We start from the raw sequence: 19,322 nt of genomic DNA on the forward strand, positions 1-19,322 counted from the left end.
GATGCCCGCAAGCAATGCGCAAACGCTGGAGATTGCCGCTGAAGACCGCATACGCGCCGACTTCTACAACTTTCTGGGTCTGCTGCTGGCCACGCCGCCCGACCAGGTATTGCTGAGCCAGATCGCCGGGCTGAGCGGCGATGAATCGGAACTGGGTCAGGCGATTCAATCCATGGCGCGCGTCGCCAAAGTAACCAAACCCGCCGCCGCAGAACGCGAATTCAATGCGCTGTTCATCGGCCTGGGCCGAGGCGAGTTGCTGCCCTATGCCAGTTTCTATCTCACCGGGTTCCTGAACGAGAAACCTCTGGCGCAACTGCGCAATGACATGGCCGCACGCGGCATCACGCGCGCCCGGAACGTGTTCGAGCCCGAGGATAACATCGCCTCGCTGATGGAGATGATGGCGGGCATGATCGTGGGCCGCTTTGGCACCCCTGCACCGCTGGACGACCAGAAAGCGTTTTGGAACAAACATATCGGCCCCTGGGCCGCGCATTTCTTTTCGGATCTGGAAGCAGCCGAGAACTCGGTTCTCTATGCCTCGGTCGGCACCGCCGGGCGGGTATTCATGGAAATCGAGCGCGAAGCGTTCCGGATGACGGCAGCGTGAATCGCTGCCACTCGCCAGCGCCGCAAACGGCGCTAGTTCGCAATTGGGAAAGGAGGAGCCCATGAGCAAGACCAAGGAAGAAGGCACCACACGCCGCAACTTCCTCAAACTGGCCGGAACAGCAGCGCCCGCTGCCGTCGCCGCAGCCAGTCTGACTGATAAGGCCGAGGCGGCCGAGCTGCCAACAGACGAAAGCCGCATTCAGGACACCGCGCATACCCGCGCCTATCTCGACAGCGCCCGGTTCTGAACCGGACGCCGTCACAACCCGGTCGACGGTTGCGTAAGGCCCGGACACCGGTTCAGGAATGACCAAGCAAGCCATCGCGAGGATGGTGAGCCAGGGAGGAGAGAAATGCTTAGGAAAAAGACCAACGGGGTTGCGAGACGCCCCCAGCGGACAAGTATCCTGTCCCAGGTCGGCGAGAAAACCGTCGATCGCCGCGCGTTCCTGCGCGGATCGGGCCTGACGATCGGTGGATTGGCCGCGATCAGCGCCACGGGCGGAACCGTGACGCCAGCCAGCGCCCAGACAGCGGCCAATCAGGCCGTCGAAAACATCAAATCCGTCTGCACCCACTGCTCGGTCGGCTGTACCGTGATTGCCGAAGTGCAGAACGGTGTCTGGATCGGGCAGGAACCCGGTTGGGACAGCCCGTTCAACCTTGGTGCGCACTGCGCCAAAGGTGCAGCGGTTCGCGAGCACGCCCATGGCGAACGCCGCCTCAAGTATCCGATGAAAAAGGAAGGCGGAGAGTGGAAGCGCATCAGCTGGGAAGAGGCGATCAACGAGATCGGCGATGGCATGATGCAGATCCGCCAGGAATCCGGGCCGGACAGCGTGTACTGGCTGGGCTCTGCCAAGCATAACAACGAACAGGCCTATCTGTTCCGCAAGTTCGCCGCCTATTGGGGCACGAACAACGTGGACCATCAGGCGCGTATCTGCCACTCGACCACCGTTGCAGGTGTTGCGAATACATGGGGCTACGGCGCCATGACCAATTCGTATAACGACATCCACAACTCCAAAGCCATCTTCATCATCGGCGGCAACCCGGCCGAGGCGCACCCCGTCTCGCTGCTGCACGTTCTGCGCGCGAAGGAGCAGAACAACGCGCCGCTGATTGTTTGCGATCCGCGCTTTACGCGCACCGCAGCGCATGCGGATGAGTATGTCCGCTTCCGTCCCGGTACGGATGTCACGCTGATTTGGGGCATTCTGTGGCACATCTTCGAGAACGGCTGGGAAGACAAAGAGTTCATCCGCACCCGTGTCTGGGGCATGGACCAGATCCGCGACGAGGTCCGCAACTGGAACCCCGATGAGGTGGAACGGGTGACCGGCACCCCCGGCAGCCAATTGCGCCGGGTGGCGCGCACCATGGCCAACAACCGTCCCGGCACGGTGATCTGGTGCATGGGCGGTACTCAGCACACCAATGGCAATAACAACACCCGCGCCTACTGCGTGCTTCAGCTTGCGCTTGGCAACATGGGCACCTCGGGTGGTGGCACCAACATCTTCCGCGGCCATGACAACGTGCAGGGCGCGACCGACCTTGGTGTTCTGTCCCACACCCTGCCCGGCTATTACGGCCTGTCCGCAGGGGCTTGGGGCCATTGGAGCCGTGTCTGGGGTGAGGATCTGGATTGGCTGAAGGGCCAGTTCGCCACGATCAAGGGCAAGGACGGCAAGGACAAGCCGCTGATGAACGAAAGCGGCATCCCCGTGTCCCGCTGGATCGACGGCGTTCTGGAAGACCCGGCCAACATGGATCAGGACAACAATGTCCGCGCCATGGTTCTGTGGGGTCATGCTCCGAACTCGCAAACCCGTGGTCCGGAAATGAAGACGGCGATGGAAAAACTGGACATGCTGGTCGTGATCGACCCGTATCCCACAGTTTCGGCCGTTCTGCATGACCGCACTGATGGCGTCTACCTGCTGCCGGCCTGTACGCAGTTCGAAACCCGTGGCTCGGTCACGGCGTCGAACCGGTCGCTTCAGTGGCGGGACCGCGTGGTTGAGCCGCTGTTCGAAAGCCTGCCGGACGAGGTCATCATGGCCAAGTTCGCCAACAAGTTCGGCTGGGCGGACCGGCTGTTCCGCAATATCGAGATGGAAGATCCCGAAACCCCGAATGTCGAAAGCATCACGCGTGAGCTCAACTCGGGTCTCTGGACCATCGGTTATACCGGGCAATCGCCAGAACGGCTGAAAAGCCATATGGCCAACCAGCACACGTTCGACAGAACAACGTTGCAGGCCGTGGGTGGTCCGAATGATGGCGAATACTACGGTCTGCCTTGGCCGTGCTGGGGTACGGCGGAGATCGGCCATCCCGGAACGCCGAACCTCTACGACATGTCCAAACCGGTGGCCGAAGGTGGCCTGTGCTTCCGGGCGCGGTTCGGAGTCGAGCGGGACGGAGATAACCTTCTGGCCGAAGGCGTATCGAATCCCGGGGCCGAAATTCAGGACGGCTATCCCGAATTCACCATGCAGATGCTGATGGACCTGGGTTGGGACGGCGACCTGACGGCCGAGGAACGCGCCGCCATTGACGCAGTTGCGGGTGAGAAAACCAACTGGAAAACCGACCTGTCAGGCGGCATCCAGCGGGTCGCCATCAAGCATGGTTGCGCCCCGTTCGGCAACGCCAAGGCCCGTGCAGTTGTCTGGACATTCCCGGACCCGATCCCGCTGCATCGCGAGCCGCTTTACACGCCGCGCCGCGATCTGGTGGCAGACTATCCCACCTACGAGGACCGGCATGCCTATCGCTTGCCTACCCTTTATGCATCGATTCAGAAGAACGACTTCTCAAAGGATTATCCGATAATCCTCACGTCGGGCCGTCTGGTCGAATACGAAGGCGGCGGCGAGGAAAGCCGGTCGAATCGCTGGCTTGCCGAACTGCAGCAGGACATGTTCGTCGAGATCAACCCGCGCGACGCCAACAACCTTGGCATTCGCGACGGAAGCCAGGTCTGGGTGGAAGGTCCCGAAGGCGGCAAGGTCAAGGTGATGGCGATGCTGACCGAAAGGGTCGGTGCCGGGGTGGCCTTCATGCCATTCCATTTCGGCGGCCATTTCCAGGGCGAGGATCTGCGGCACAAATATCCCGCGGGGGCCGACCCCTATGTGCTGGGCGAAAGTTCGAACACCGCGCAGACCTATGGCTATGATTCAGTGACCCAGATGCAGGAGTCGAAAGTGACCCTCTGCAAAATCTGGACAGCGTAAGGAGGACCGATATGGCTAGAGCGAAGTTTCTCTGCGACGCTGAACGCTGCATCGAATGCAATGCCTGCGTCACGGCGTGCAAGAACGAGCACGAAGTGCCCTGGGGCATCAATCGCCGCAGGGTGGTGACGATCAATGACGGCAAACCGGGTGAACGCTCGATCTCGGTGGCCTGTATGCATTGTTCCGACGCGCCCTGCATGGCCGTGTGTCCGGTGGATTGCTTCTATCAAACCGAGGACGGTGTGGTATTGCACTCCAAGGATCTGTGCATCGGTTGCGGCTATTGCTTTTATGCGTGCCCCTTTGGCGCGCCGCAATATCCGCAGGCGGGCAATTTCGGATCGCGCGGCAAGATGGACAAATGCACCTTCTGTGCCGGCGGTCCCGAAGAGACACATTCCAACGCAGAGTTCTCGAAATACGGGCGCAACCGGATCGCCGAGGGCAAGCTGCCCATCTGCGCCGAAATGTGTTCCACCAAAGCCCTGCTGGCAGGAGACGGCGATGTCGTATCGGCCATCTACCGTGAACGCGTCGTGGCGCGCGGGTTCGGCTCGGGCGCGTGGGGCTGGGGTACGGCCTATGACCAGAAGGGCGGTTAAACCGCTGATCTGAGACAACAACCGGGCGACCCGACCAACCGGGTCGCCCTCTGCCGCTTGCAGGGATCGAGATTACCATGATCCGAATGATTTTCGCGATCGTTTTCGCGCTGGGTTTGGCCACGGCCCTGTCCGCGCAGGAAACCGCGCCCGATACAGACTCGCGGACCGCCACGGGCGGCGCCACGACCCTTGAAGACATCCTCGCCCGGCAACGCGGCGAGCGGGTGGATGACGCCTATCGGTCCGGCAATACCGGCCAGGGCAATGTCGAGGCTCTGATCGGCCAACTGGGCACACGCGGCACCGCATCTGACAGCGACATGTTCCGCGCCCTGCGCTATGGCTCGGCGGACGTGACGACGTCTTCGCGCAGCCCGGCCTCGGGTATTGTCATTCAGGACAGCGGCATGTGGTGGCTGGATTTCCGTACTGGTCCGCTGCGCACATATGGCACCTACCTGCTGGGTGGGATGCTGGCAGTTCTGCTGCTGTTCTATCTGATCCGGGGGAAAATCCGCATCGACGGAGAAAAAACAGGCCGTACGGTCACGCGATTTTCGGGTTTTGAACGCTTCGGCCACTGGCTTTTCGGAGGCTCGTTCCTGATCCTTGGCGCGACCGGTCTGATCACGCTTTACGGGCGCGACTTCCTGATCCCATTTGTGGGGAAAACCGGTTTCGCCGCCATCGCTCTGGCCTGCAAGTGGGTGCATAACAACATCGCCTGGGCCTTTATGCTGGGGTTGATCATCATCACGCTGAATTGGGTCGCCCACAACATACCCAATCGCCATGACCTCAAATGGCTCGCTGCGGGTGGTGGCCTGTTTACCAAAAGCAGCCATCCGCCCGCCAAGAAGTTCAATGCGGGGCAAAAGGTCATCTTCTGGCTCTGCGTCATTCTTGGCGTGTCGATCAGCTTGTCGGGCCTGTCGCTACTTTTCCCGTTCGAACTGCCGATGTTCGCGAAAACCTTCGTCATCGCGAATGCCACCGGAATTCCCGAGCTACTGGGTCTTAATCTGCCCGAACAGATGTCTCCACATGAAGAGATGCAATATGCTCAGATATGGCATGTGATGATCGCCTATGGGTTCCTGGCCATCATCATCGCCCATATATATCTAGGATCGGTGGGCATGGAAGGCGCGTTCGATGCCATGGGCACCGGCGAGGTCGAGGAACAATGGGCGCGCGAGCATCACTCGCTGTGGCTGGATGAGGTCAAGGAGGCGCAGGCCTCCGACGGTTCGGCCTCGCCCGCGGAATAGATGCGGGCGCTCGCCCTTGCGTTAAGCCTGTTGCCGCTGCCCGGAGCGGCCGAGTTCTTTACACTCAAAGGGCACGGCGGCCCCGTAATGGGAATCGCAGTGGCCCCGGACGGGCGTATAGCCACCGCCAGTTTCGACAATTCTGTCGGCATCTGGACCGGACATGCACCGGAATGGCTGGACGGGCACGAAGCGGCAGTGAATGCAGTCGTTTTCAATGGAACGGCGATTTATTCGGCAGGCGACGATTTCTCGCTGCGCCGTTGGCCGGGCGGTGACGTGGTGGGCAGGCACAAGGGCAAGATCGTCGGGATCGCCGCCTCGAAAACTCATGTGGCGACGGCCAGTTGGGATGGCTCGATCGGGCTCTGGCCCGTCGACGGCGGTGCACCTTCAATTCTGGGTCCGACGGGGAGCGGCGTGAACGCGGTTGTTTTCACCACCGACGGCAGGCACCTGTACTCTGCCGGTGCCGATGGAACCATTCGTTTGTGGGATATCCAGAGCGGTACGGAACTGCGCCGCGTCGTAAGGCACGGATTTGGTATCAACGAACTGATCCTGAACGAAGATGACGGATGGCTGGCCTATGGCGCGGTGGATGGCGTGACCCGCATTCACTATCTCAGCACGGGCGAAGAACGCGATTTCACTCTGGACCGCCGCCCGATCCTTGCACTGGCCCTCAGCCCCGACCGGAGCCACCTCGCCGTTGGCGATGGCGAGGGGTATATCATGGTGATTGACACCGGGAACTGGCGTATCACCAAGGATTTTCGCGCCACCCTGCACGGTCCCGTCTGGGCGTTGGTCTATTCGCTGGATGGAGACAACATCCACGCCGGCGGCATCGACGACGCCATGTACAGTTGGCCGGTCTCGGCACTGGGAGAACATGGCGTGCTGGCCGAAAATGAACGCAGTTTCCTGAAGAACCCGACGCAAATGGGGAATGGAGAACGCCAGTTCGTCCGCAAATGTTCGATCTGTCACGCGCTGACCCCGGATGGCGGGCGCAAGGCTGGTCCGACACTGCATGGCGTATTCGGACGACGCGCCGGGGCGGTTACGGGATATCTTTATTCGGATACGCTGAAGAACTCTGATATCATCTGGACAGAAAAGACCATAAATGGCCTTTTCGATCTCGGGCCGGACCATTACATTCCGGGGTCCAAGATGCCGATGCAAAGGATCACCGGCGCGGAGGATCGCGCCGATCTGATTTCGTTTCTGCGTCGGGCCACGTCGGAGGAGGACTAACAATGAAAGCGTTTCTGGCCGCCCTCGCCACCATGGTCGTTGTCGCCGCGGCCGCCCCGATGGCCCTGGAACAACTTGGATTTTCGGCGCCTGAAACGGGTTCAGCGGTTCGCCTCGACTGAATGCCCGAGTTCCTGACCACCCGTGAACTGGCCGATCTTTTGCGCATCGGTGAGCGCAAAGCCTATGATCTGGCGTCGTCCGGCGAAATCCCGCATGTGCGCGCAATGGGAAAACTGCTGTTTCCGCGCGCCGAAATCCTGGCCTGGCTGAACGCATCGCATGCAGGCCCACAGGTTGCGGAACCGCCCCTGCCCCCGATCGTGGCAGGCAGTCACGATCCCCTTCTGGACTGGGCACTGAGGGAAAGCGGATCAGAACTTGCAACCTACTATGACGGATCCTTCGATGGGCTCGACCGGCTCAGGGACCGAGGCGCACAGGCCGCTGCCCTGCATATTCACGAAGAGGATGGCTTCAACCTGAACGCTCTTCAGCAGAGTATGGGAGAAGCGCCCGTCGTATTGATCGAAATCGCCCGCCGCAAGCGGGGATTGCTGTTGGCCCGCGAGGGCACCGGAATTTCCGGGTTTGCCGACCTGAAGGGCCGTCGCGTTGTTCAGCGGCAGAACAGCGCCGCAAGCCAGCGCCTGTTTTTGACGCAACTGGAGCGGCACGGGCTGAATGCGGATGACATGGCCCCTCTGTCATCTTGCGCCCGCACCGAAGAGGAACTGGCCATTGCCCTGCACGACGGCAAGGCCGAAGCGGGTTTCGGGCTGGGGGCGCTGGCGGGCCTTTATGGGCTGGGTTTTGTCCCGACGCATGAGGAACGCTTTGATCTGGCGATATGGCGCCGGGCATATTTTGACGCGCCGATGCAGAAACTCATGGCGTTCCTGCACTCGGACCGCTTCGCTGCCCGGGCAAGGGAACTGGGCGGCTATGACCTTGATGGTCTTGGCACCGTGCACCACAACGGACAATCCGGATAAGCCGCGGTCACCGGGATTTTTCGGGTCCCGGCTGACGCGGGCAACTCACTTTGCGTTCGGAAAAAATAGCTGTTGCCCGTCCAGCGAATAGGACGCAATGGCCATCTGGCCATCATCGCTTAACAGCCATTCGATGAATCGCTGACCGGCTGCGGCCTTGGTGCGCGGGTGCTTTTCGGGATTGACCAGGATGACACCGTATTGGTTGAAAAGTCGCGGGTCCCCCTCGAGCAGCACCTCCAAGCGTCCCTTGTTGCCGAAGGCAATCCAGGTGGCCCGGTCCGTCAAGGCGTAGGCGTCCATTCCGACCGCCACGTTCAGCGTCGCGCCCATGCCAGAACCCGTTTCCCGATACCACTCGCCCGAGGCGGCGCTCACATCGACATCCGCCGCTTTCCAGTGGCGCAGCTCCGCCTTGTGGGTGCCGCTGTCATCCCCGCGCGATGCAAACGGAGCCTGCGTTGAGGCAATCGCGGTCAGCGCGGCCACTATATCTTTGCCGCCCCTGATCCCGGCCGGGTCCGAGTTAGGGCCAATCAGAACGAAGTCGTTGTACATCACGTCGAAACGTTTCACCCCCCAGCCGTCGGCGACGAATTTCTCCTCAGCCGGTTTGGCATGGACTAGTAAGACATCGCCGTCGCCATTGGCCGCATTTCTGATCGCCTGCCCCGTGCCCACGGCGACCACGCGCACATCGATCCCGGTCTCGGCCTCGAAACCGGGCAAGATATGATCCAACAATCCGGAGTTCTGCGTCGAAGTGGTGGATTGCAAGACAATGAAATCATCCTCGGCCTGCGCCGATCCGACCGCAAAAGCAAAAGCGAGCGCGCTTGCCCGGAACCATGTTCCGATCATGATTTCCTCCAATTTCAAGGGTTACGTCACCAGCCCACCGGCCAGATAGAGGCGCGCCGCCTGGGTTGTCGGGGCATCAAGCACCTGTTTGGCAGCGCCGTGCTCGACCACACGACCGCCCTGCATCATTACGATATCCGCCGCAAGACGCCGGGCCTGACCGATATCATGGGTCACCATCACGATCCGCACGCCCTGTACCGAGGCATGCAGGACCATCCGTTCAATCGCCTGCGTGGCCGCCGGGTCCAGCGCGCTGGTGGGTTCGTCGAGGAACAGGATATCCGGCTCGGTCGCAAGCGCCCGCAGGATCGCCAGCCGTTGCGCCTCGCCGCCCGACAGCGAGCGCGCCGATTGCCGTGCCTTGGCCTGCAAACCGCCCTCGGCCAGCAGCTCCGCGATCCGGTTCCGGCGCGCTGTACGCTCCAGCCCCCGGCGTTTCAGCACGAAATCCAGATTGGCGGCGACCGAGCGGCGCAGCAAAACCGGTTTTTGAAACACCATCGCCTGCCTCGCCTTTTGTTCGGCATTCAAAATGGTTCCATCCTGGAAAACCTGTCCGGCATCCGGCAGGATCAATCCGTGCAAACACCGCAGCAACAGGCTTTTGCCCGCTCCGTTCGGCCCCAGTATGAGCGTCGGCCCCGGACCATCCAGCAATAGTTGCGGAACATCCAGCAAAACCCGGCCATCGCGCCCGACGCGCAGCTTGCGCACCTCCACTCCGCGCATGGTTTCCACGCCGAGATCACGCATGGAGCACCCCCTCACGCTCGGCTTTCAGGGTCAACACACTGACCATCGCATTCACCGCGATCGCGATGCCGATCAGGATTGCCCCCAAGGCCAGGGCCAGAGCGAGATTTCCCTTGGAAGTTTCCAGCGCGATGGTGGTCGTCATGACGCGGGTGACGTGGTTGATATTGCCTCCAACGATGATGACTGCGCCGACCTCGGCAATGGCCCGCCCGAACCCGGCCAACAATGCCGTGACCAGCGCCAGACGCGCATCCCACAGCAAAACCGGAACCGAGGCAAGGCGGGAAACCCCCAGCGAGCGCAGCTGTTCGGCGTATTCCTCGGCTAGCGTTTCAATCACCTGCCGGGTCAGGGCCGCCACGATGGGTGTCACAAGGACGACCTGCGCGATGATCATTGCTGTCGGCGTATAAAGCAGTTGAAGTACACCCAATGGCCCTGAGCGCGACAACATCAGATAGACCAGCAAACCGACAACCACCGGTGGCAGCCCCATCAGGGCGTTTACCAATACGATCACACCACGCCGACCGGGAAAACGGCTGACAGCCAAAGCCGCGCCCAGCGGCATCCCGATGAGAGCAGAAATCAAAACCGCAATGACGGATACGCGCAACGACAGAAGCACAATCGCCCATAGCTCGGCATCGCCCTGAAAGATCAGCGCCAGAGCCGCGTGCAGTTCTTCTGCAAAATTCTGCATGTTATTCCATCATCAAGAGTATCTGCGCAATCTGCAGGCAATCACAGCATTACTCTAATTCAAAACCTGAAAATCTCCAGCCGAGAAACCGGATTTGCAACAAAAAACGCGGCCCCGTTCGAGGCCGCGCCACCTTGCGATACCACCTGTCATCCAGGCGCCTGGATGGTCGATCAGTTCAGTGCGCCATCCGTGATCTGATGGGTCCATGCACCATCGGGCGCCGCAGTGATCACGGGATCCGAACCGCCGGCCAGCAGAGTGTTCACCGTGCGCTCATAATCCGCCGGATCAAGCGAGCCGTTGGACCCTGCCGTCAGCTTGGCGATCTCGCCCATCATCCGCTTTTGGTGCTTTTCGGTCTGCGCACCGGTTTCGTCGTTGTCGAGCACGATCAGTGCAGCTTCGTCGGGATTTTCCTCGGCGTATTTCCAACCCTTCATCGAAGCTCGCACAAAGCGGGTCATCTTGTCGACAAAGGCCGCGTCGCCCAGGTTTTCCTCCAGAACATACAGCCCGTCTTCCAGTGTGGCCACGCCCTGATCTTCGTATTTGAAGGTAACCAGTTCCTCGGGGCTGACGCCTGCATCGATCACCTGCCAGTATTCATTGTAGGTCATCGTGCTGATGCAATCTGCCTGACGCTGCAACAGCGGGTCCACGTTGAACCCCTGCTTGAGAACCTCAACACCGTTTTCGCCCTTGCCGCCGGTGTCGACGCCCAATTGGCTCATCCAGCTCATGAATGGGAACTCGTTGCCGAAAAACCAAACCCCCAAGGTCCGATTCCTGAGGTCATCTGGCGAGGCGATGCCGGCATCCTTCCAGCAAGTCAGCATCATGCCCGAGCTTTTGAATGGCTGCGCGATATTGACAAGCGGCAGGCCCTTTTCCCGCGCGGCCAGCGCGGCAGGCATCCACTCGACCGTTACATCCGCGCCGCCCCCGGCGATCACCTGCGTCGGTGCAATGTCGGGGCCTCCGGGCAGGATCGTGACGTCCAGACCCTCTTCTTCGTAGAAGCCCTTGTCTTTGGCCACGTAGTAGCCCGCAAATTGGGCCTGCGTGACCCATTTCAACTGCAGCGTAACCTCGTCCGCCGCGAGTGCGCCCGATGCGGCGAAGCCCAGCGACAGCGCCAGCCCAGTGATCATTTTTTTCATGTCTTACTCTCCTTGTTGAATTCGTTGCCCTCTTTTTTCGAGGATCTGTCTTGACTGCAATTCATCGTCTGCGTTGCGAAGGATGCCAGAACGTTACCGCCCGTTCGATCAATACCACGATACTGTAAAATGCCGTGCCCGCCACTGCGGCAACCGCGATCTCGGCCCAGACCAGGTCGATAGACAGGCTGCCCACACCGGTTGAAATGCGAAACCCCATGCCACGGGTCGGCGAACCGAAATACTCCGCCACGATGGCGCCGATCAGTGCCAGGGTTGTGGCGATTTTCAATCCGTTGAACACAAACGGCATCGCCGCCGGAAGACGCAGTTTCAGCAGGGTCTGCCAATACCCCGCGGCATAGGTCCGCATCAGATCCCGCTGCATCGCGTCGGTTTCACGCAATCCCTGCACCGTGTTGACCAATATGGGAAAGAACACCATCACCACGACGACCGCCGCCTTCGACTGCCAGTCGAATCCGAACCAGCTGACCAGTATCGGTGCGATGCCGACAATGGGCAATGCAGCAACGAAATTGCCGATGGGAAGCAGACCACGGGTCAAAAAGGCGGACCGGTCGATCAAAACGGCCGATACGACAGCCGCTGAACCGCCAATCAAGAACCCTGACAAAGCCCCCTTGAACACAGTCTGCTGAAAATCCGCCCACAAAATGTCAATCGACCGAACAAATTCTTCGGCCACATCTGACGGTGGCGGCAGAATGACAGGTGACACACCAAGGCCCCTCACCAACCCTTCCCAGAGGAACAGCAAGGTCACTCCGAACAAAACCGGGACAAGGACGCGTACGCCTCGGGTCTTGTTCCAGCGCGAAATGGCAAGCCGATAATTGGCCCACCAGGCCAACCCCCAAAAGATGAGCGCAAGCGATAGCCAAGTCATGTCCGCATCCCCATCCGACTGAGCGCAACGCGTTGCAGAATGTCGAGCAAAGTCACCAGCAAACCTGCCAGAATGGCCGCCGCCAGCAGGGCCGCCCAGATTGCCAATGGTGTCCCGAATTGATCCCCGATCAGAATCCGGGCGCCAAGGCCCGAAATCGCGCCGGTCGGCAATTCGCCGACGATGGTGCCGACCAGAGCAGCGGCAATGCCGACCTTGAGAGAGGTGAACAGATACGGCACCGATGACGGCAGGCGCAGCAAAAGAAAACTCTGGCGTCCCGACGCATTGTAGGTTTTCAGCAGGTCGAGTTGCGACAATTGCGGCGACCGCAATCCTTTCACCATCCCGACCAGAACCGGAAAATAGCACAGATAGGCCGAGATGATGGCCTTTGGCACGCCGCGCCCCTCGATTCCGACCTGAGAGCTGACCACGATGATCATCGGCGCCAGCGCGACGATGGGCACCGTCTGGCTGATGATCGCCCAAGGCATCAGGCTCATATCCACGACGCGGGAATAGACAATGGCCACGGCCCCCAGGATTCCCAGCGCAGTGCCCAGCAGAAATCCCCAAAGCGTCGATTGCAATGTGATCCCGGCATGATAGATCAACGAACGTTTCGACATCGCCCGCCCCCGCAAGGCCATTTCGCCCGTGGTCTTCCACAACTCGCGCCCGACCTGCAGCGGCGTCGGCAGGCGGGGCCGCTCCAGATCATAGCCGACGGACACCAGCCCCCGGTTTTGCGCCATCAATCGCCAGACCGAGACATCCTGCCGGGCCAGCGAGGTTTCCGGCACCACCTCTTGCCCGCCCCGTTCGGCCTGATCCAGCGCGACGCGAATATTCATCGGCGCCACGGCGATATACCAAAGGCCGACAATCACGGCGAGCACCGTCAGGATAGGCAGAAGATTTTTCATTCCGCCCTCCCCGCAATATCCAAAGCCTCAATCATCATAGGCGTGCCCCGCCCTCAATCCTTCGCGCACACGGTGTGCAACCTCCAGGAATTCCGGTGTATCGCGAATATCCAAGGGCCGCTCCTTGGGCAGCGGACTTTCGATCACATCTGTGATCCGGCCCGGGCGCGGGCTCATCACGACGATCCGGGAACTCAGATAAACTGCCTCCGGGATCGAATGGGTGACGAAGCCAATCGTCTTGCTGGTCTGCGCCCATAGCTTGAGCAACTGTTCGTTCAGATGATCGCGCACGATTTCGTCAAGCGCCCCGAACGGCTCGTCCATCAAAAGAATGTCCGCATCGAAAGCCAGCGCCCGCGCGATCGAGGCACGCTGTTGCATCCCACCCGAAAGCTGCCAGGGATATTTACCACCGAACCCTTTCAGATCGACCAGATCCAGAACACTCGCAACCCGTTCTTCCTGTTCTTCCCGGGAATACCCCATGATCTCAAGCGGCAGCTTGATGTTCTTGGCGATGGTACGCCAGGGATAGAGCCCCGCCGCCTGAAACACATAGCCGTAGGCCCGGCTCCGCCGCGCCTCGTCCGGGGTCATGCCATTGACACTCAGCGCACCTCCGGTCGGCGTCTCAAGCGCCGCGATACAGCGCAGGAACGTGGTCTTGCCACATCCGGACGGGCCGATAAAGCTGACGAAATCGCCCTTGTCGATGGTCAGGTTCACATCCTTGAGCGCATGTACCGGCCCGTCGTTGGTTTGAAACGTCAGGTCCAGATCTTCCGCCTTGATGACTTCTTCTTCCTTCAAATCTTCCCCCGTACGGTCTTCCAAGCATTGATAAGTTCGGACACCAGAAGGTCCGCGTGTTCTTCCTGAGTCGCATAGCCGATCACCGAAACACGAATGATCTCGTACCCCAGCCATTGCCCGTGGGTCGGGTATACCTTTCCCGCCGCCTGCACGATTTCCAATACCTCCCGCGTTTCGGCGTCGCTTTCGCCGCAGCGGATCGCAACTTGGTTCGCAACCACCTCGTTCATAACGGTCATGCCGGGTTCGGCGGCAATTTTTTGGGCAACCCTGGTGGCCAGCAAACAATGTCGGGCCACCATTTCGCGAACCCCCTGCCGCCCGAGATGGCGTAGGATGGCGTAACTGGGCACACCACGCGCACGGCGCGAAAGTTCAAAGACGGAATCCGTTGGCTCCCAGTGCGCATTGGTTGCCGGCAAATACTCCCCCCTCGCCGACATCGACGCCACCAGCGGGGTCCGATCATGGACGATGGCTACGCCAGCGTCGAAAGGCGCATTCAGCCATTTGTGCAGGTCGACGGCCCAACTGTCCGCGAGTTCCACACCGGCGAGCCGCGGGGCCAGATCCGGCACCGCCGACAGCCAGAGACCAAAAGCGCCATCTACATGAACCCAAGCATTTCGGGTGCGGGCCACGGGGATTATATCGGCGAAAGGGTCAAACGCACCGGTGTTGATATGCCCCGCCTGAAGGACCGCCAACACCGGACCGGTGGTCTGATTCAGGGCCTCCTGAAACGCATCCGGTCTTATCCTTCCCTGACCGTCCGTGGCCACGCGCAGCACTCGCGAGGCACCAAACCCGGCATATCGAAGAGCTGCAAAGGGCGCAGAATGCGCGTCGTCGCTGATCAGTACGGAAATCTCGGGCGCCCCGAACAGCCCGTCCGCCTCGACGTCCCAGCCTTCACGCGCCAGTAACGCATGGCGCGCCGCCATGATACCGGTGGTGTTTGCCAATGTCGCACCGGTGGCAATGCCCACTCCGCTTTCCGGTGGCAGATTCAGCAGGTCGATGACCCAATCGCAAACCGCACGCTCCATTCCGGTAATCGAGGGAGTTTCTGCCGAGGAGCCTACGTTCTGGCCCCAGGCCGACACCAACATGTCCGCCGCCACCCCGACCGGATGAGACCCGCCAAGGACATACCCGTAAAAGTTGGGCGAACTCATTTGGTTGATCCCCGCATCCGCATCTTCTGCGACATGCGCGATAACGGCTTCGGCGGGCATTCCCTCTTCGGCCAGCGATGTCCGGAAACGGGAAACCGCGGTATCGAGATCCAGAGCAGGAGGCACCGGACGCTCCGGCACACCCTGCCGATAGGCAACCGCCTTTTCGGCGGCCAACCGAATTGCGCCTTCCTGCTCGGGTGTAAGGCCGGACACGCGGCTCAAACCCCGGTCGCCGGAATTCCGCTCCGCTCTACCGGGCGGGGCGCGGTCAGTTCCTTCCAGGTGCTCAGCGCCTTGTTCACGGTCGTATTGGCCTCGCGCGCCACGAACTCACCATGGCCTTCCTGCGTGCGAATCTCGCCATCATGCACCGCCACCTGGCCCCGTGTCAGGGTAAAGCGCGGCAGGCCTTTGACCTCTTTGCCTTCGAAAACGTTGTAGTCGATCGAGGATTGCTGCGCATCGGCACTGATCGTTTTGGTTTTCTCAGGGTCCCAAACCACAAGATCGGCATCCGCCCCCACCAGAACCGCCCCTTTTTTTGGATAGCAATTCAATATCTTGGCAATGTTTGTTGATGTAACCGCAACAAACTCGTTCGGCGTCAACCGACCGGTGTTCACCCCATGCGTCCACAACATCGGCATCCGGTCTTCCAGCCCTCCGGTCCCGTTCGGGATCTTGGTGAAGTCGCCCACGCCATAACGTTTCTGATCGGTGGTAAAGGCGCAATGGTCGGTGGCCACGACACTCAGCGACCCGGACTGCAATCCGGCCCACAAGCTGTCCTGATGCTGCTTGTTCCGGAACGGAGGGCTCATGACCCGTCGCGCAGCATGATCCCAGTCGGGGTGGAAATACTCGCTGTCATCCAGCGTCAGATGTTGGATCAGCGGCTCACCCCAGACCCGCTTGCCCTGCATCCTGGCCCTGCGAATGGCTTCATGCGCCTCCTCACACGAGGTGTGCACCACATACAGCGGCACGCCGGCCATATCGGCGATCATGATGGCACGGTTGGTGGCCTCTCCCTCAACCTGCGGCGGGCGGGAATAAGCGTGTGCTTCGGGGCCGGTATTGCCTTCGGCCATCAGCTTGGCCTGCAATTCGGCCACCACATCCCCGTTCTCCGCATGCACCAGTGCCGTACCGCCTAATTCGGCCAGCCGTTTGAAACTGGCATACATCTCGTCATCGTTCACCATCAGCGCGCCTTTGTAGGCCATGAAATGCTTGAACGTATTGATGCCGCGCTGTTCGATCACCGTCTTGATGTCGTCGAACACCTGTTCGCCCCACCAGGTCACGGCCATGTGGAAGGAATAGTCGCAATTCGCGCGGGTCGATTTGTTATCCCAACGCTTCAGTGCGTCCAGCAGGCTCTCGCCCGGATTGGGCAGCGCGAAATCCACCACCATCGTGGTCCCGCCCGCCAGACCGGCCCGCGTGCCGGATTCGAAATCGTCCGAACTGTAGGTGCCCATGAACGGCATCTCCAGATGCGTGTGCGGGTCGATGCCGCCCGGCATCACGTAACAGCCGGTGGCGTCCAGTTGCTCGTCACCCTTCAGATCAGGCCCGATCTGCGTGATCACACCGCCCTCGATCAGCACATCCGCCTTGTAGGTCAGATCGGCGGTGACGACGGTTCCGTTCTTGATGACTGTGGTCATTCTTTAAACTCCCTATTCGTTCTAGGCGCATCCGCGAGTTCTCGGTCAAGAGAAGCTCGGTAGCGAACGCATCCGCGCATAAATTGCGGCCAATCCGGCACGACAGGCCCACCCCCCGGCGTATCAGGAAGCAATGCCCACATGTCCGGCCAATGCCAACACAGATCGTGGCCACTGGAATCTCGATGCGCACGGATCGCCGCTCTCAATTTGCGGGCTTCCGAGAGAAGCTGATCACGCTCCATGTTATCAAGGTCACGATCCGGGTTGTTCATTCCACGATCTCCGCTGTCTCCACGACCGCGTGGAACAGCACATCCGCCCCGGCGGCGGCCCAGTCCTTGCTGATTTCCTCGGCCTCGTTGTGGCTCAGCCCGTCGACGCAGGGGCACATGACCATCGCCGTCGGCGCCACCCGGTTGATCCAGCAGGCGTCGTGCCCGGCGCCCGAGATGATATCGGTATGCGTAAGTCCCAGCCGCTCGGCCGCGTTGCGCACGGCAGTAACGCAGCCCTCGTTGAATTTGACCGGATCAAAGCCGCCGACCTTTTCGAATTCAATCTGCAGGCCCATCTCGTCGACGATATCCTGTGCCGCAACCCGCAATCGGTTCTCCATATCGGTGATCACATCCAGTTCGGGAGAACGGAAATCGACCGTGAACACCACCTTGCCGGGGATCACGTTGCGCGAATTGGGATAGACATCGATATGCCCCGCCGCTCCGACCGCATGCGGCGCATGGGACCAGGCGATCTCATCCACTTTCTCAAGAATACGCGCCATCGCCAGACCGGCATTCTTACGCATCGGCATCGGGGTCGAGCCGGTATGGGCATCCTTGCCGGTCACCGTGATCTGGGTCCAGCTCAGCCCCTGCCCGTGAGTAACGACGCCGATATCCTTGCCTTCGGCCTCGAGAATCGGCCCCTGTTCGATATGAAGCTCAAAAAACGCGTGCATCTTGCGCGCACCAACCTCTTCATCGCCACGCCAGCCGATACGTTTCAACTCGTCCCCGAACTTCTTTCCTTCCGCATCTTCTCGATCATAGGCCCAATCCTGCGTATGCATCCCCGCGAACACACCCGAAGACAGCATCGCTGGGGCATAACGCGTGCCTTCCTCGTTGGTCCAGTTGGTCGCCACAATCGGATGTTTGGTCTTGATCCCCAAATCGTTCAGAGTGCGGATAATTTCCAACCCGCCCAGAACGCCCAACACACCGTCATATTTTCCACCCGTCGGCTGCGTGTCCAGATGCGATCCGACATAGACCGGCAGCGCCTCGGGCTCGGTCCCTTCGCGCCGGGCGAACATGTTGCCCATCTGGTCCAGCCCCATGGCACAGCCCGCGTCCTCGCACCATTTCTGAAACAGGGCGCGCCCCTCGCCATCCTCATCCGTCAGAGTCTGGCGATTGTTGCCGCCCGCGACGCCGGGGCCAATCTTGGCCATCTCCATCAGACTGTCCCACAACCTGTCGCCATTGATTCTGAGGTTCTGCGCCGGAGCTGCCATGTTCTTCTTCCCTGTTGCTTGCGATTTGGCTCGCTTTTGGTGTCTTGATTTGACCATCTGGTCAAACTCACGCTATCACGGGTCAGACATCAGTCAAGAAATTGCAGCACACCTGGCAAAATTTGCTAACCCCCGGGGATCAGGCTGGCAATAAATGAGATCAAAGTTCACCAATGGCCGAAAACCACACACCAACCCGTATCCAGAAAAAAAACCGTGCAGCCATTCTGGACGCGGCTCTGAATGTTTTCTCCACGCAAGGGTTCCGTGGCGCAACCGTCGATCAGATCGCCTCAGAGGCAGGGCTGAGCAAGCCCAACCTTCTATACTACTACCGCAGCAAGGACGCGATCTATTCCGCCCTGCTCGAACGGCTGCTGGACACATGGCTGGATCCCCTCAGGGCGATTGACCCGGATGGAGACCCGCTGCAGGAAATGCTGTCCTATATTCAACGCAAGCTGGAAATGAGCCAAAACCACCCGCGCGAAAGCCGCTTATTCGCGAACGAGATCATCCGCGGGGCGCCACATATTCATGCCGTGCTGTCCGCTGACCTCAAGACATTGGTGGATGAAACCGCGCAACTGATCCAGCGCTGGATCACTGCAGGGTCCATCGCCGATGTGAACCCCTACCACCTGATATTCTCGATCTGGTCGCTGACCCAGCACTATGCCGATTTCGATGTTCAAATCCGAGCTGTTCTGGGCAAAGAAGATCCTTTCGAAGGGGCAAAGCCATTTCTTGATACGCTCTACCGCAAACTTCTGACGCCTTAACGGTAACTAAGCCGTGTTCGGGA

18 protein-coding genes are annotated in these 19,322 nt (G+C 60.3%); 8 read left to right on the forward strand and 10 right to left on the reverse strand.

Annotated elements, in window-relative coordinates; all coding sequences use genetic code 11:
* Position 1 precedes the first annotated feature (1 nt).
* The 7 genes from ACR0AO_RS06300 (at position 2) to ACR0AO_RS06330 (ending at position 8,000) form a co-directional block, all read left to right on the forward strand.
* Complete coding sequence (locus tag ACR0AO_RS06300) at positions 2 to 613, forward strand: TorD/DmsD family molecular chaperone (protein WP_480601301.1); 612 nt, start codon at positions 2 to 4, stop codon at positions 611 to 613.
* A gap of 61 nt (positions 614 to 674) precedes the next feature.
* On the forward strand, positions 675 to 863 hold the full coding sequence (locus ACR0AO_RS06305) for a twin-arginine translocation signal domain-containing protein (RefSeq protein WP_480601304.1): 189 nt from the start codon (positions 675 to 677) through the stop codon (positions 861 to 863).
* A 105-nt stretch (positions 864 to 968) separates the two neighbouring features.
* Positions 969 to 3,863: a formate dehydrogenase subunit alpha gene (locus tag ACR0AO_RS06310; RefSeq protein WP_480601306.1), complete on the forward strand. Its 2,895-nt coding sequence runs from the start codon at positions 969 to 971 to the stop codon at positions 3,861 to 3,863.
* An 11-nt stretch (positions 3,864 to 3,874) separates the two neighbouring features.
* The gene (fdh3B, locus tag ACR0AO_RS06315; protein ID WP_480601309.1) at positions 3,875 to 4,468 is read left to right on the forward strand and encodes a formate dehydrogenase FDH3 subunit beta; all 594 of its coding nucleotides are present in this window, start codon (positions 3,875 to 3,877) and stop codon (positions 4,466 to 4,468) included.
* A 77-nt stretch (positions 4,469 to 4,545) separates the two neighbouring features.
* Positions 4,546 to 5,742: a formate dehydrogenase subunit gamma gene (locus tag ACR0AO_RS06320; RefSeq protein WP_480601312.1), complete on the forward strand. Its 1,197-nt coding sequence runs from the start codon at positions 4,546 to 4,548 to the stop codon at positions 5,740 to 5,742.
* Complete coding sequence (locus ACR0AO_RS06325; RefSeq protein ID WP_480601315.1) at positions 5,743 to 7,005, forward strand: c-type cytochrome; 1,263 nt, start codon at positions 5,743 to 5,745, stop codon at positions 7,003 to 7,005.
* Between the two features lie 122 nt (positions 7,006 to 7,127).
* On the forward strand, positions 7,128 to 8,000 hold the full coding sequence (locus ACR0AO_RS06330; protein WP_480601318.1) for a substrate-binding domain-containing protein: 873 nt from the start codon (positions 7,128 to 7,130) through the stop codon (positions 7,998 to 8,000).
* Positions 8,001 to 8,045: 45 nt separating this feature from the next.
* On the opposite strand, the gene ACR0AO_RS06335 is transcribed toward ACR0AO_RS06330, so the two are convergent.
* The 10 genes from ACR0AO_RS06335 to ACR0AO_RS06380 all read right to left on the reverse strand — a co-directional run bounded on the left by ACR0AO_RS06335 (position 8,046) and on the right by ACR0AO_RS06380 (position 18,517).
* Entirely contained in the window at positions 8,046 to 8,861 is an 816-nt protein-coding gene (locus tag ACR0AO_RS06335) for an ABC transporter substrate-binding protein (protein ID WP_480601321.1), read from the reverse strand.
* 21 nt (positions 8,862 to 8,882) lie between these two features.
* Positions 8,883 to 9,617, reverse strand: coding sequence for an ATP-binding cassette domain-containing protein (locus tag ACR0AO_RS06340; protein ID WP_480601323.1), 735 nt, complete (start codon positions 9,615 to 9,617; stop codon positions 8,883 to 8,885).
* Positions 9,610 to 10,323 (reverse strand): ABC transporter permease, encoded by a 714-nt coding sequence (locus ACR0AO_RS06345; RefSeq protein WP_480601325.1) that lies wholly within the window; start codon positions 10,321 to 10,323, stop codon positions 9,610 to 9,612. Before ACR0AO_RS06345 ends, ACR0AO_RS06340 begins: the two co-directional genes overlap by 8 nt.
* 173 nt (positions 10,324 to 10,496) lie before the next feature.
* Positions 10,497 to 11,486: an ABC transporter substrate-binding protein gene (locus tag ACR0AO_RS06350; protein ID WP_480601327.1), complete on the reverse strand. Its 990-nt coding sequence runs from the start codon at positions 11,484 to 11,486 to the stop codon at positions 10,497 to 10,499.
* Positions 11,487 to 11,547: 61 nt separating this feature from the next.
* Complete coding sequence (locus ACR0AO_RS06355) at positions 11,548 to 12,396, reverse strand: ABC transporter permease (RefSeq protein ID WP_480601329.1); 849 nt, start codon at positions 12,394 to 12,396, stop codon at positions 11,548 to 11,550.
* Positions 12,393 to 13,325 (reverse strand): ABC transporter permease, encoded by a 933-nt coding sequence (locus tag ACR0AO_RS06360; RefSeq protein WP_480601331.1) that lies wholly within the window; start codon positions 13,323 to 13,325, stop codon positions 12,393 to 12,395. The genes ACR0AO_RS06355 and ACR0AO_RS06360 overlap by 4 nt, the downstream gene beginning before the upstream one ends.
* Before the next feature lie 27 nt (positions 13,326 to 13,352).
* Complete coding sequence (locus ACR0AO_RS06365) at positions 13,353 to 14,138, reverse strand: ABC transporter ATP-binding protein (protein ID WP_480601333.1); 786 nt, start codon at positions 14,136 to 14,138, stop codon at positions 13,353 to 13,355.
* The gene (locus ACR0AO_RS06370) at positions 14,135 to 15,535 is read right to left on the reverse strand and encodes a pyridoxal phosphate-dependent decarboxylase family protein (protein WP_480601335.1); all 1,401 of its coding nucleotides are present in this window, start codon (positions 15,533 to 15,535) and stop codon (positions 14,135 to 14,137) included. Before ACR0AO_RS06370 ends, ACR0AO_RS06365 begins: the two co-directional genes overlap by 4 nt.
* A gap of 5 nt (positions 15,536 to 15,540) precedes the next feature.
* Positions 15,541 to 16,995 (reverse strand): dihydropyrimidinase, encoded by a 1,455-nt coding sequence (gene hydA / locus ACR0AO_RS06375; RefSeq protein WP_480601337.1) that lies wholly within the window; start codon positions 16,993 to 16,995, stop codon positions 15,541 to 15,543.
* A gap of 271 nt (positions 16,996 to 17,266) precedes the next feature.
* The gene (locus ACR0AO_RS06380) at positions 17,267 to 18,517 is read right to left on the reverse strand and encodes a Zn-dependent hydrolase (RefSeq protein ID WP_480601339.1); all 1,251 of its coding nucleotides are present in this window, start codon (positions 18,515 to 18,517) and stop codon (positions 17,267 to 17,269) included.
* 173 nt (positions 18,518 to 18,690) lie between these two features.
* On the opposite strand from ACR0AO_RS06380, the gene ACR0AO_RS06385 reads away from it, so the two are divergent.
* On the forward strand, positions 18,691 to 19,299 hold the full coding sequence (locus tag ACR0AO_RS06385) for a TetR family transcriptional regulator C-terminal domain-containing protein (protein ID WP_480601341.1): 609 nt from the start codon (positions 18,691 to 18,693) through the stop codon (positions 19,297 to 19,299).
* Positions 19,300 to 19,322 lie beyond the last annotated feature (23 nt).

Source organism: Ruegeria sp. AF8 (genome assembly GCF_056541825.1).

What these genes read in the sequence shown, in the direction of transcription:
- ACR0AO_RS06310 (WP_480601306.1), top strand. Translation starts at nt 969, where the DNA reads ATGCTTAGGAAAAAGACCAACGGGGTTGCGAGACGCCCCCAGCGGACA.
- ACR0AO_RS06345 (WP_480601325.1), bottom strand. Translation starts at nt 10,323, where the DNA reads ATGCAGAATTTTGCAGAAGAACTGCACGCGGCTCTGGCGCTGATCTTT.
- ACR0AO_RS06350 (WP_480601327.1), bottom strand. Translation starts at nt 11,486, where the DNA reads ATGAAAAAAATGATCACTGGGCTGGCGCTGTCGCTGGGCTTCGCCGCA.
- fdh3B (WP_480601309.1), top strand. Translation starts at nt 3,875, where the DNA reads ATGGCTAGAGCGAAGTTTCTCTGCGACGCTGAACGCTGCATCGAATGC.
- ACR0AO_RS06335 (WP_480601321.1), bottom strand. Translation starts at nt 8,861, where the DNA reads ATGATCGGAACATGGTTCCGGGCAAGCGCGCTCGCTTTTGCTTTTGCG.
- ACR0AO_RS06305 (WP_480601304.1), top strand. Translation starts at nt 675, where the DNA reads ATGAGCAAGACCAAGGAAGAAGGCACCACACGCCGCAACTTCCTCAAA.
- ACR0AO_RS06380 (WP_480601339.1), bottom strand. Translation starts at nt 18,517, where the DNA reads ATGGCAGCTCCGGCGCAGAACCTCAGAATCAATGGCGACAGGTTGTGG.
- ACR0AO_RS06330 (WP_480601318.1), top strand. Translation starts at nt 7,128, where the DNA reads ATGCCCGAGTTCCTGACCACCCGTGAACTGGCCGATCTTTTGCGCATC.
- ACR0AO_RS06360 (WP_480601331.1), bottom strand. Translation starts at nt 13,325, where the DNA reads ATGAAAAATCTTCTGCCTATCCTGACGGTGCTCGCCGTGATTGTCGGC.
- ACR0AO_RS06385 (WP_480601341.1), top strand. Translation starts at nt 18,691, where the DNA reads ATGGCCGAAAACCACACACCAACCCGTATCCAGAAAAAAAACCGTGCA.
- ACR0AO_RS06300 (WP_480601301.1), top strand. Translation starts at nt 2, where the DNA reads ATGCCCGCAAGCAATGCGCAAACGCTGGAGATTGCCGCTGAAGACCGC.
- ACR0AO_RS06325 (WP_480601315.1), top strand. Translation starts at nt 5,743, where the DNA reads ATGCGGGCGCTCGCCCTTGCGTTAAGCCTGTTGCCGCTGCCCGGAGCG.
- hydA (WP_480601337.1), bottom strand. Translation starts at nt 16,995, where the DNA reads ATGACCACAGTCATCAAGAACGGAACCGTCGTCACCGCCGATCTGACC.
- ACR0AO_RS06355 (WP_480601329.1), bottom strand. Translation starts at nt 12,396, where the DNA reads ATGACTTGGCTATCGCTTGCGCTCATCTTTTGGGGGTTGGCCTGGTGG.
- ACR0AO_RS06340 (WP_480601323.1), bottom strand. Translation starts at nt 9,617, where the DNA reads ATGCGTGATCTCGGCGTGGAAACCATGCGCGGAGTGGAGGTGCGCAAG.
- ACR0AO_RS06320 (WP_480601312.1), top strand. Translation starts at nt 4,546, where the DNA reads ATGATCCGAATGATTTTCGCGATCGTTTTCGCGCTGGGTTTGGCCACG.